Origin of the sequence: Nostoc sp. UCD121, from assembly GCF_014222285.1 — a bacterium.
Taxonomy (GTDB): domain Bacteria; phylum Cyanobacteriota; class Cyanobacteriia; order Cyanobacteriales; family Nostocaceae; genus Nostoc.
In genome coordinates this window covers 63,228-75,902 of sequence record NZ_JACKZS010000012.1, presented here as the reverse complement: position 1 = coordinate 75,902, position 12,675 = coordinate 63,228, and the positions used below count along the sequence as shown (strand labels likewise).

General features: G+C 42.3%; 10 protein-coding genes and 1 pseudogene. 7 read left to right on the top strand and 4 right to left on the bottom strand.

Annotation, left to right across the window (positions count from 1 at the left end; genetic code table 11):
• Nucleotides 1-1,131 (top strand): primosomal protein N' (gene priA, locus GNF10_RS04700; RefSeq protein ID WP_185607122.1); only part of this gene is annotated, 1,131 nt, incomplete at its 5' end.
• A 5-nt stretch (nucleotides 1,132-1,136) separates the two neighbouring features.
• The gene (locus GNF10_RS37795) at nucleotides 1,137-1,283 is read left to right on the top strand and encodes a hypothetical protein (RefSeq protein WP_185593318.1); all 147 of its coding nucleotides are present in this window, start codon (nucleotides 1,137-1,139) and stop codon (nucleotides 1,281-1,283) included.
• Between the two features lie 130 nt (nucleotides 1,284-1,413).
• On the opposite strand, the gene GNF10_RS04695 is transcribed toward GNF10_RS37795, so the two are convergent.
• Nucleotides 1,414-1,734 carry a hypothetical protein gene (locus GNF10_RS04695; protein WP_260446235.1) on the bottom strand — a complete coding sequence of 107 codons (321 nt, stop codon included), beginning with the start codon at nucleotides 1,732-1,734 and terminating at the stop codon, nucleotides 1,414-1,416.
• A gap of 522 nt (nucleotides 1,735-2,256) precedes the next feature.
• Here GNF10_RS04695 and kdpA point away from each other — a divergent pair.
• The 5 genes and pseudogenes from kdpA to GNF10_RS04670 all read left to right on the top strand — a co-directional run.
• Complete coding sequence (kdpA, locus tag GNF10_RS04690) at nucleotides 2,257-3,942, top strand: potassium-transporting ATPase subunit KdpA (protein WP_185581767.1); 1,686 nt, start codon at nucleotides 2,257-2,259, stop codon at nucleotides 3,940-3,942.
• 350 nt (nucleotides 3,943-4,292) lie between these two features.
• Entirely contained in the window at nucleotides 4,293-6,398 is a 2,106-nt protein-coding gene (gene kdpB / locus GNF10_RS04685) for a potassium-transporting ATPase subunit KdpB (protein WP_185581766.1), read from the top strand.
• Between the two features lie 101 nt (nucleotides 6,399-6,499).
• Nucleotides 6,500-6,691 carry a K(+)-transporting ATPase subunit F gene (locus GNF10_RS04680; protein ID WP_185581765.1) on the top strand — a complete coding sequence of 64 codons (192 nt, stop codon included), beginning with the start codon at nucleotides 6,500-6,502 and terminating at the stop codon, nucleotides 6,689-6,691.
• Nucleotides 6,692-6,743: 52 nt separating this feature from the next.
• The gene (kdpC, locus tag GNF10_RS04675) at nucleotides 6,744-7,346 is read left to right on the top strand and encodes a K(+)-transporting ATPase subunit C (protein ID WP_185580408.1); all 603 of its coding nucleotides are present in this window, start codon (nucleotides 6,744-6,746) and stop codon (nucleotides 7,344-7,346) included.
• Nucleotides 7,347-7,529: 183 nt separating this feature from the next.
• A pseudogene (locus GNF10_RS04670) lies at nucleotides 7,530-8,210 on the top strand (universal stress protein); the annotation flags it as partial.
• A 4-nt stretch (nucleotides 8,211-8,214) separates the two neighbouring features.
• On the opposite strand, the gene GNF10_RS04665 reads toward GNF10_RS04670, so the two are convergent.
• From GNF10_RS04665 to GNF10_RS04655, 3 genes are all read right to left on the bottom strand, one after another.
• Nucleotides 8,215-9,714 (bottom strand): carotenoid oxygenase family protein, encoded by a 1,500-nt coding sequence (locus tag GNF10_RS04665; protein ID WP_185580407.1) that lies wholly within the window; start codon nucleotides 9,712-9,714, stop codon nucleotides 8,215-8,217.
• Between the two features lie 131 nt (nucleotides 9,715-9,845).
• The gene (locus tag GNF10_RS04660; protein ID WP_185580406.1) at nucleotides 9,846-11,261 is read right to left on the bottom strand and encodes a folate/biopterin family MFS transporter; all 1,416 of its coding nucleotides are present in this window, start codon (nucleotides 11,259-11,261) and stop codon (nucleotides 9,846-9,848) included.
• Between the two features lie 325 nt (nucleotides 11,262-11,586).
• Entirely contained in the window at nucleotides 11,587-12,381 is a 795-nt protein-coding gene (locus GNF10_RS04655; RefSeq protein WP_185580405.1) for a hypothetical protein, read from the bottom strand.
• Nucleotides 12,382-12,675: the final 294 nt, after the last annotated feature.

Below are 12,675 nucleotides of genomic sequence, written 5' to 3'. Positions count from 1 at the left end.
ACTCCTCACTCATCACGGGCTAAACGCCCCGCTACCGCTAACAGCACTCATTATTTAAGTTTGCCCGAACGCATCAATTCCCGCCCTTTACCGCCTGTGGAAATAGTCGATATGCGGCAAGAGTTGCAGCAGGGAAATCGTTCTATATTTAGTAGATCCCTGCAAGAAGCTTTGCACCAGTTGCAAGAGAGAAAACAACAGGGAATTTTATTTATCCATCGTCGGGGACACAGTACTTTTGTCTCTTGTCGCAGTTGTGGATATGTTTTGGAATGTCCGCATTGTGATGTGTCGCTGGCGTACCACCACACCGAAGAAAAAGCGCCGGAATTATTGCGCTGCCATTATTGTAACTATGCGCGATCGCATCCCAAATTCTGCCCCGATTGTAGTTCCCCTTACCTGAAATTTTTCGGTAGCGGTACTCAGCGAGTAACGCAGGAATTAGCACGACAGTTCCCAGAGTTGCGCTTGATTCGTTTTGATAGCGATACCACCCGTAACAAAGGTTCACACCGGACTCTCCTCACCCAGTTTGCTAACGGCGAAGCAGATTTATTAGTAGGTACGCAAATGCTCACCAAAGGTTTGGATTTACCACAGGTGACACTTGTGGGCGTTGTCGCCGCCGATGGATTGCTAAATTTATCAGATTATCGCGCCAGTGAACGGGCATTTCAAACCTTGACTCAAGTCGCTGGACGTGCTGGTAGAGGCGATGATCCGGGGAGGGTGATTGTACAAACTTACACTACAGAACATCAGGTAATTGCAGCAGTGCGATCGCACGATTATCACTCTTTCTCCCAAGCTGAGTTAGAACAACGCCAAGCCCTCAATTATCCTCCTTATGGGCGGTTAATTTTGTTGCGCTTAAGTAGTCTCGATCCCATTCAAGTGCAAAATACAGCGCAAATCATTGCCACAGCCTTGAGTACAGAAGAAGAATTCGAGATATTAGGCCCAGCACCAGCGAGTATTTTACGAGTAGCTAATCGTTATCGCTGGCAAATATTGATTAAATTTGCTCCCGATGCATTACCACAATTGCCAGATTGGGAAGAAGTGCGATCGCTTTGTCCTTCGTCTGTTAGCCTAACTATTGATGTAGACCCATTAAATATTATGTGAATTATGTGAATTACACGAAAAAATTCCGATCGTCAATAGTGCCAATTCTTAAACTATCTGCGATCGCGGTATTTGTCGCACCCAGAAGATTGACAGCACGAGCCACCTACCTTGATGTGAATGAATCTAGTGGTTCATGTCATTATTTCTGAAAGGTTAAGGTGTTCTCTGTTATTGCGGGTTGATCCCACCATGAAGCCCAGGCTGAAACCGATCGCACTGCTAAGATCAGAGACTCAGCAGCAATACCTTTCAGGCAGTAACCTTGGCCCCTACCTGCAATTAACCCGTTACCATCAACGCCAATATCGCAATCAGCCGATTTGCCAACGTTGAGGCATTAATCACTTCTCCTCCTGGGACAAACAAATTCAATAATATTAATCCTGTCGCTGCCAGAGTGATCCCCAATACTGCTTTCCGACTCAATCGAGAATCTGCTAAGAAAATTGTCCCTGTATAGAGGTAGACAAATACGTACTCAGGTGGTGTCAAATATTCTAAGCCTATGACAATCGCCTTTGCGATCGCTATTAGCCCATAAGTCTCCCCACGCCTATTTATAGCTTCTCTCATAGCGACTAATCGGCTTAATATTGTCATTTCTGATTTACTAAAAAATCTTTATCTTACAATCTTTACAACTATTTAATTCAGCGATTATGATTTATCTGCAATCTATATCTACAAATAATCACTTGAGTATTAACCCGAAAATTACAATTGTCCAGATGCAAAAAAGGGGACTGGGGGCTGAGGATTGGGAACTGGGTAGTTGTCCACAAGGGCCAGAGTATCTAACACAACCTTCCCATCCCGTCATTTATTTAATAAAATCCTTTTAAATATTTATATTCTTTGAACGTAGCAAACTTCCAAAATGTATTGTATAAACAAATAATACTAACTAGCAAAATAGATGAATTAAAATTAAATATTAAATATTTTTAACAATAAGTTAAACAAGTATCTGGATAGCAATAACTGAAAATAGTAAATCCAGATTAAAAAATGGCGGTGATATGAGATATCACTAAATTCCTCCAACTCAAATACTTCAACAGTTAATCTGTTATTTCTAATAATTGGCTTGCTAGCACTTAAATTTTACCCTGCGCGAAATATATGGGACAAGGTTTTTTGCAAATTGGCTTAACGCTGTGTATTGTCATAGCAATTACTCCGCTACTCGGTAGATACATTGCCCGTGTCTTCTTGGGAGAAAGAACACTGCTGGATTTTTTAATGAACCCCATAGAGCGAAGTATGTTCGTACTAGCGGGTGTTCGCAGAAAAGATGATATGACGGGTTCGCAGTATATCCGGGCTGTACTGTACAGCAACCTGATTATGGGTATTTCAGTGTATTTACTGTTATATTTTCAGAGGCTCTTGCCCTGGAATCCTAACGGTTTTGGTGCTACCAGTTGGGATGTATTACTGCATACAACCATTTCCTTTGTAACGAATACCGACCAGCAGCACTATGCTGGTGAGACAACCTTAAGCTATTTTAGCCAGGTAGCGGCTTTAGGTTTTTTGATGTTCACCTCCGCAGCCACCGGTTTATCTGTGGGAATTGCCTTTATTCGCGGGTTGACGGGTAGAAGGCTAGGAAACTTTTATGTCGACCTTGTCCGTGGAATTACGCGCATATTGCTACCGATTTCGATTATTGGAGCGATCGCTTTGCTTGTCACAGGTGTACCACAAACATTAGCGAAGACTATGGATGTGAGAACCTTAGAAGGCGGGACACAATATCTTGCCAGAGGCCCGGTGGCATCCTTTGAAATGATCAAACTTTTGGGCGAGAATGGCGGTGGCTTTTTTGGCGTAAACTCAGCACATCCTTTTGAAAATCCCAATGGCGCTTCTAACTTGATAGAAATGATCGCCATGATTTCTATCCCCGCAGCGTTGATTTACACCTACGGTATATTCGCCAACAACATCAAACAAGCTTGGCTACTTTTTTGGATGGTGTTTGTGATTTTTGTCGTTCTGGTAGGAGTGACAGCCGTGGGAGAATTGCAAGGTAATCCCCTAGTTAATAACGCCTTTGGATTAGAACAACCCAATTTAGAGGGGAAAGAAGTTCGCTTTGGCTGGTTACAAACGGCATTTTGGGCAGTTATGACTACTGCTACTATGTCTGGCGCTGTGAATGGGATGCACGATTCTTTGATGCCTCAAGGAATATTTTCGACTCTGTTCAACTTGTTTATCCAAGTTATTTGGGGTGGACAGGGCACTGGAACAGCTTACTTATTTATTTACTTAATTCTTACAGTGTTCCTAACTGGACTAATGGCAGGACGCACTCCAGAGTTTTTAGGACGCAAAATTGAAAAACGCGAAATTGTCCTTGCCAGCGTCGTGTTGTTGATTCACCCAATTCTAGTTTTGATTCCCAGTGCGATCGCCCTGGCTTATCCCATCTCCCTTTCTGGAATTAGTAACTCTGGCTATCACGGTATTTCTCAAGTAGTTTATGAATACGCCTCAGCCGCCGCAAATAATGGCTCCGGCTTGGAAGGGTTGAGAGATAACACCCTGTGGTGGAACTTGAGTACTTTAGTTAGCTTAATAGGAGGACGCTACATTCCGATAATTGCCATCCTGCTGTTAGCTGACGGTATGTCTCGCAAACAACAAGTACAAGAAACCCTTGGTACCCTCAGAACTGATTCTCTAGTATTTACTGGTATCACTGCTGGAGTGACATTGATTTTGGGAGTATTGACTTTCTTTCCCGTTTTAGCTTTAGGCCCCATAGCTGAGGGTTTGAAACTAGCATCTGGCAATTAGAAAATTTATGAGTTATAAGTCTGGAATTAAGAGAATACCAAAAAATAAATAAATTATCCTGTTTTGTAGGGGAGCCAGTGCTTTGTGCTGAATCCATCGCTGTAGGAGGGTTTACTACCGTAGGCGACTGGTGTTAGCGAGTCTTGTCTACGACACGCTATTCGCGTTCGATCGTCCGTCCTTTTGGTGATAATCGAACGCGAATAGCGGTAGGTAGGAACGAGCATCGCTTTGGCATTGTGTTAGCGATCGCATAGCGTGCCCTAAAGGTTGGATCTATTTTTTATTGGAAACTCCTAACTACTAACTCCTAACTCCTAATTTTTAACTTTTAACTCCTAACTTTATTCATGAATCAAGTGGCAACTAACTTCAGAGCTAGACGGCCAAATCCTCGTTCTGGCGATCGCCGTCAAGGACGTAAAAAAGCAAGGACAAGTAAAAAGTGGCTGTACTTAAGGGCAATTAGAGATGCTTTTGTCAAGCTCAACCCTAAGTATGTAATCAAAAATCCAGTAATATTTGTGGTTTGGGTGGGGACAATCATCATTCTATTGCTAACGATTGATCCCAATTTATTTGGCCCAGACCTACAAAAGAACCCACAACTTTTCAATGGCTTACTGTCGGGAATTTTATTCTTTACAGTTTGGTTTGCCAATTTTGCCGAAGCAGTGGCAGAAGGGCAGGGTAAAGCTAAAGCTGATGCCTTGAGATTAACGAAATCAGAAGCGATCGCTAAAAAACTCGCTCCCGACGGCACAATTAGTGAAGTTTCATCCACCAGCCTGAGACAGGGCGATAACATCTACGTTATTGCTGGCGATATCATTCCCGCCGATGGCGAGGTAATTATGGGCATTGCCTCAGTAGATGAATCGGCAATTACTGGAGAATCTGCACCAGTATTAAAAGAATCAGGCTCAGATGTTTCCAGTTCTGTCACTGGTGGGACGCGGATTATCTCAGATGAATTAATTATCCGGATCACTACTGACCCCGGTAAAGGCTTTATTGACCGGATGATTGCCTTAGTAGAAGGGGCAGAACGCAGCAAAACACCCAATGAAATTGCCTTGACAGTATTGTTAGCAGTTCTCAGCTTAGTGTTTTTGTTAGTCGTGGTAACTCTGCCCGCATTTGCTTACTATGTCAACAGTCCAGTCAGCGTACCAACTTTAATTGCCCTATTAGTGGCATTAATTCCTACAACCATTGGCGGCTTACTCAGTACCATCGGTATTGCTGGTATGGATCGAGTTGCCCAATTTAACGTCATTGCCACTTCAGGAAAAGCAGTCGAAGCCTGCGGTGATGTAAACACTTTAGTTCTTGACAAGACAGGTACAATTACCCTCGGCAACCGTTTGGCGGAAGAGTTTATCCCTATCAACGGTCATTCAATATCAGAAATTGCTAATGTTGCGTGGGCGGCTAGTGTCTTTGACAATACACCAGAAGGTAAATCCATTATTCGACTGGCAGAAAAACTAGTAGCACGGTTTGATTTCGATTCCAACCAGGCAGAAGGAGTTGATTTTTCCGCCAAAACACGGATGAGTGGGACTAACTTACCTGGTGGGTATGAGGCAAGGAAGGGAGCAGTAGAAGCCATTAAAGGATTTGTCCGTTCTCGCAACGGACGCGATACGCCAGAATTGGATGCTGCCTACGAACGAGTTTCTCGCCTGGGAGGTACACCCCTAGCAGTTAGCCTAGATAACGAAATCTATGGGGTTATTTATCTCAAAGATATAGTTAAACCTGGTATCCGCGATCGCTTTGAGCAACTGCGACGAATGGGAGTGCGTACCATCATGCTAACTGGAGACAACCAAATTACAGCTTCTGTCATTGCTAAAGAAGCTGGAGTGGATGACTTCATCGCTGAAGCCACACCAGAAGACAAAATCAGTGTCATTAAAAAGGAACAAGCAGCAGGTAAACTAGTTGCCATGACGGGAGATGGGACTAACGATGCTCCCGCATTAGCCCAAGCTAACGTCGGCGTTGCCATGAATACAGGGACGCAAGCTGCAAAAGAAGCCGCCAACATGGTGGATTTGGACTCCGATCCGACAAAGCTGATCGATATCATTAGCATTGGTAAACAATTGTTGATTACTCGCGGAGCTTTGATGACATTTTCTATCGCTAATGATATTGCTAAATACTTTGCAATTATCCCAGTGATATTTGTCACTGCTAATCTACAAAGCCTGAATATTATGAATTTGACTAGCCCTAAATCTGCTGTACTATCAGCACTGATTTATAATGCTTTGATTATTCCAGCTTTGATTCCCTTGGCATTGAAGGGTGTGCGGTTTAGACCACTGACAGCTAATCAGCTACTCCAACGTAATATCTTAATTTATGGCTTAGGTGGAGTGATTGCGCCATTTATCGCCATTAAGTTGATAGACATACTGATTACAGTTGTAGGTTTGGCTTAAGGATAGGAAGAGTAAAGACATTGCAAAACCAGCGCATCTTGACCAAAGTAAAATAATAAACATTTTTACTTTTACCTGTTGAGAGAGAGAAGCAAAATAATATGAATAAACAGGTCGATGTTTGGGAAAAGCTTCTGTCGCTAAATCTGATACAGGCGATGTTCTTTGTTTGGTCGGAATTGCGTCAACAACACTCACCACTCGCTATTTTTATCCTGCTGTGCTTGAATGTGGTAATTGCCCCAGATATTTATGCTGTTAGCAGCAGCATCTTTGAACAACGTTCTAATTGAGTAAAAGAATTAAAATTAAAAATTAATTTTAGTAATAATTGGAAAAGTTTTTATGGCTATTATTCGAGAAACTATCAGAGCAATTTTTATAACTCTAATGCTTTGGTTGTTGACTGCAATCATCTATCCTCTGATCATTCTTGTAGTGGGTCAAGTTTTTTTACCCTATCAAGCGAATGGCAGCATTATGCTGAATCTAAATAATGAACCAATTGGTTCAGCTTTAATTGGTCAACTATTCACATCCGAGCGATATTTCCATGCTCGTCCCAGTACTGTTAGATATAGCCAAGGAAAAAAGGCAAGGCCAACTGGCATATCTGGAGCCAGCAATCTCGCTGCTAGCAATCCAGAACTACTAAAGCGGATTCTAGAAGAGGCAAATCAATTGCGAGACGAAAATCTTCAACCGATTGCTGATATGATTTATACCTCTGGTTCTGGTTTAGATCCGCATATTTCCTTCAAAGCAGCACGGCAGCAATTGACGCGGGTTGCTGGTGCGCGGGGAGTCAAAGAAGATGAGATCCTACGTTTAATTAACAAGTATACCGATGACAGATTTTTATGGATTTTTGGTGAGCCGGGAGTCAATGTTCTCCGATTGAATTATGCTCTTGACTTGCAAGATATTAATCGTCAGCAAAATCAATAAATGGGAAATGGGAATTGGGAATTGAGCAAAACAAGTCAGATTTACCTCAACCCTAGCTATCCGCTAACAGCACTCATAAGGGGCATAGATAAAGCGTCGTTTTCCGATGAAATAGGATTGCGATAGAAACCAAGAATCAAATGTCAGATAATAATACTGGTTCCAATGGCACTGCACCTTTAAATTCTGGATGAAGCTGATGAAATAGTGGTAGTCGATGTCACGCCGGAAACACTGCAAGAACGGTTATTAGAAGGCAAGATTTATGCACCCCAAAAAATCCAACAATCTCTCGATAATTTTTTCCAACGCCGTAACCTGATTGCTTTGTGGGAGTTGGCTTTGCGCGAAGTAGCAGACAAAGTAGAAGAAAAAGCGATTGCGCTTCGCGCACGCTTTGCGATCGCTACTATCCCCAATGGACAATCCTGTAATATTCATGAGCGCGTTTTAGTGTGCATATCCACGTATCCCAACTCAGTACAGTTGTTACGCCGAGGTGCGAGGTTAGCTAGCTACATGAATGCCCCGCTTTATACTTTGTTTGTTGCCGATCCAGAACGGTTCCTCACTAAGGAGGAAAGCCTACACATCCACACTTGTGAGAAACTCTGCAACGAATTTGAAGGTACTTTTCTTCGTGTTACTAACAGTAACGTAGCTAATGCGATCGCAGAAGTCGCCGAGAAATATCGGATTACCCAAATTGTAATTGGAGAGAGTCAGCGAACCTCCTTCGGAGGCGCTTTGCTAACGCGCTGGCAAATGCTCTTCAAAGGATCTTTGACGCAAAAATTGGTACGCTTGCTCAAAAATATCGATTTGCATATCATTGCCAGCGAAAAAATGGTTTCATCCAAATAGGAGATCAAATTTCCCCAAAAACTTCAGGAGTAAAGCTTCCATGCAGACCATAGGGGATATGATGCTTGAGATGTAGCCGTGCGATTGTTCCTTTAGAGAAATCACTAGCATCCAAAATTACCAAATCTGAGCGATGATGGGCAGCATCATAAACTAAAGCTAATACCCAACCATCATCTTCCTTTTCAGAACCTGGGCGCGGGACAAAAATCGGTTCACCCATAAAACCACGGGGTGCAGCACTCCAAAATTGCCTTTCCCCAGACTCTAAATCAATTTTCAGCAATGCTTGTAAGGGAGCATTACCACTCTCTGCATGAGCCGCACCTATATATAGATATCGATAAGCATGTCCCACATTCGCCGGATGGATGCTAGGAAATTCGCAACATCGGCTCTCAATCAATTCTCGCCGCACTGTCCCATCCTTTAGATTCAGAGAAAATCGCCAAAGTTGCCCAGGTGAAAGCGCCTCAAAATCAACTTGTCGAAAATCACTTTCGGGTTCCACTTCTGGTAAATCTTGGTAACAAATGGAGTCAATCAGAACTTCCTCTCCTACCTCAAAAGCATTAACGTGGTGGAAAACGAAACCCGACTGAGTTTCCAGAAATTTTATCTCTTCTTGCCCTTCTTTGGGGAAGCGGGGAATAATTATAATTTTAGTTGGCTGATTTGGCTGAAATTTGATACATTCTCCTGCCGCACGTATTCCCAAGGCAAAAGGTATGGGATTAAATGCGACCGGATTTTGAAAGAAGATGCAGTAGCTGGGAGTAATAACAAAATCGTGAATAAAACAGAAACCTGGAACACCATGAGCGTGCTGTCTGATAATTTCACCTGCTGGGTTTAGCTCGAAAATAGTAATTGTGGTAGATAATCCCGGCTTAATCGAGAAATTTACCAGGCAAGGTGCGCCCCCATCTTGGTAACAATTATTTTCCACGCGGGGATGTGCAGCGAAAGCTTCACCTGCTGACAAAGCACCATTAAAATATTCATTTCCCAGGGTTTCAAGAGTATAAGGATCGAGGCAATATGCTTCAGCCGCTTCCCAGAGCGCTAGCAGTTTACCACCCCAATAGATAACATTTGTATTGGCGATATTTTTGAGTTGGAAGTCAAAAATATTAGCTAGCCAACCGCCGGGTTTTTGAGTGCCAAAAGTACCGCGATAGAGGATTTTTCCCGCCTTTTGCTCTGCCAAATAGCCCGTTGTGCGGACAAAGCGATTGCGAAAATGGGCACGACCGTTCGTAAAGGTAATTTTGCTAATCATTCCATCCCCATCAAACGGGTGATGAAGAGGTTGCCCATTCACATCCAGCAAACCGGGGCCATTTCTAAATAGCGTACCTTGTAACTCTGTGGGAATTTGTCCTTCTGTATCATCAATCCAATAATCAAACTCTTGGGTGAGAGATTGATATCCTCCTTGCCAGTCTGCACGGGTATAGGATTTTTCTGCAACTTGGCTTTCTTGACTTTTAAAACTCTGCATATACTTTGTTCTCTTGTTATTTTGTACGAGGATATATAGACACTCAAAATGATTTTTTTGTAGATTTACTACGCTAGTTACTACAACGGTAAGGCAGCACACTGCCTCTAAGTGACGTGAAATTTATTGCACTATTCCACTATTTTCGACTCTGGTTCTCTCACTACCAACTCAGACATCAAATCAGGTAAAAATGCTTGTTCCCCATCTTTGGATGTCTCAGCTTGTTCTTCAGCAGCAGGTAGCCAGTTGATAAATGGTAGAGGTAACAGCGTACTAAGGTTAGTAATTATCACCAATAGCCAAAGTGACTCAAAGTTAGTTGCAGTGATCCCTAACCAATAGGTGATTAATGCCCCCAATGCTTGGGAAACCGTTCCTGCTGAATTAAATACCGACATTAACAAGGCAAATAAAGTTGCTTCCACTCCAGAGGGACAAAGCCTTGCTGCTAGAACCATGACTTGCATAAAGGCAATTTTCCCCATCACAGTGAGAATAAGACTATCGCCCAAACTAAACCAGTGGTCATCTATACCCAACAGCCGGTTTGTGTGAGTTACTAACAACAGCATCGTCATCCCTAACATTGAAGAAAGGACGGTACTCCAAGCAAAAATCACGCGAAAAGGAATGCTTTTGAGGAAACGTTGAAAAATCCAAACACCTGCTAAAGAAGCGAAACTTGTCACCAAGTTTACCCGCCCCAAAAATTCTGGTTCAAAGTGTAATTCGTTGGTGGAGAAGTAGAAAAAGGCTGATTCAGCATTTGGGGTAGCTTGCCAGATGAAGACAAAAGCCGTTGGTAGCCAAATTGTTTTTTGGGTAATAGCTTGGCGTAGCTGCTTCAGTTGATGTTTGATTGGTAAAGGGTTAGTTTGATTACTCTCATTAGTATCTTTACTAACGGGGGACTCAGCAATTAACCAAGCTACCCCTGAGACAATGAGAGGGAATAAGGCGGTAATTCCAAAGACAGTACGGGTAGTAAAGTATTGAAGCAGCAGACCGCTAAAGTATGCTGTTATTAAACCTCCGATCGCAGAAGCACCCCAGCATACAGATTGTAGTGAACCGGCTTTTGCTTGGGATTCACCTCTGGCACGTTCCACAACTAGCGAGTCAACTATCACGTCACTCATGGCGACACTAAGAGAACCAAGAGCGATCGCTAACGTAGCCGCCCAGCTAGTATGAACGATTGTGGCCAGACTCATCCAGGAAGCAGTTCCCAGTATCCCGGATAAAATCAAGTAAGGACGACGACGATAACCAAATATAGGTAAGCCATCAGAGATAAAACCAAACACCGGCTTGATCATCCAAGGTAGGAAGACAATTCCCAATAGCGCCGACACCTGGACTGGACTCAGCAACAGTTCATCTTTGAGGAAAAAGCTCACGGCTAAACGCGATAGCCCTAAAATTCCTTGGACAAAGTAAACGGTGAGAATTGCAATTAACTCCGCATTGGGTTCATTACCCAAGAAGATTTTTTGTGTGAATGAGTCTTTGACCTTGGACAAGCCAGATGATTGAAGCACCATTCGATAAATATTTTTTAAGTTTTATCTACTTTTCTATCATACCGATTCTTAAAAAGCGGGCTTTGTTTATGTGCCCGTAAAGTCCGCAAATTCCATTTGTTATTGCTCAAGTTGATACCGATAAGCATCGTACCCCTACCAACGTATTTGTATAACGGGACTTAAACAAAGGATTAGGGCGAACCTACCGTAAGTAAGCTCGCCCTAACTGTATTTAACTGAATTGTTATCGGAAGTTTTGAAATCCTGTCTACAGCGCTACGCGAAGGTGAAGCCTGGTTTTGTAACCGAGTCAGAAGGGAGACTTCCTGGCTTAGGCATCTACTTATGACAATTGCAAAGCTGACTTTTTCTTGACTCGACCAGTCAGAACTGAAGTAGCCCCCACAAAACCAATCACAAAAACTCCTAATACAGAAGAAGACTCAGGAACTGCTCTAATGACATTACCTGTGATACTCTTGTAGCCAGTGGCGACTGTGTGATTATCTGATTCAAAACCAGTTCCACCAATATTGGTGAATTTAACCTGATCAAAAGTTCCGGCAACATCGTAGAAGTTGATGAACGCATAGGGTTCATTCTTATTTTGATTTTGATATGCCGAATTAGGATTACCGTAGTAGCTGGTGCTGGTGTTATTTGGTAGCTTTGCGATATAACTAACCACATCAGCAGTAGTAATTCTTTCTACAAGATTACCTTTTGAATAAAATTCAAGTACGTTACTAGCATCTCCCGCAGACCACCAAAGTCCAAAGTAACTTTGTGCGGTTGTCAAATTTAAGGTGGAAACCGTTTGACCATTACCCGATCTGTTCGTATCTACATCAAAATATTTGCCTGTTCCACCAGCACCACCATATTGGTCTTTATCTAGGATCAGAGTAGTCGTATAATTACCAACACCATTCCATTGAAAGCCTGTTGCATTGTAACCTGTCGTTAGTGCATCAAAATTTTGCACATTAGCATTAACAAGATTTGATAATTGTGCATTTTGTACGCCTGCGTTTTCTATTGATATGGAAAAAGACGCAGCCGTTGCAGGACGGGTAATAGTAGCTAAAGACAAAACGACACTAGAAGCGATCGCAGACTTCATTAAAAGATTTTTCATTTTACAATCCTTTTTAGTTTTTTAATCTTTCGTGTTCATAGCCTCATTGTGCGATTTAGTTCTAGATTTCAACATCAGAGTGATTACTACTTTTTTAATGTGACTCTATCCAGAGGAAAATGCAGGTTATTAGACTTTATTCAAAGGATAATTACTGATATTATGTGCTTGATATCTATAGCTTTATGTAGAAATTGCAAAGTTATCAGTGCTCAATTGTAAACAAGCTTTATTTATCAAAAGTGCCATTTTTTAATTCGCAGGTAGTTTATATTTTTAGGGTTCTAGGTCAAG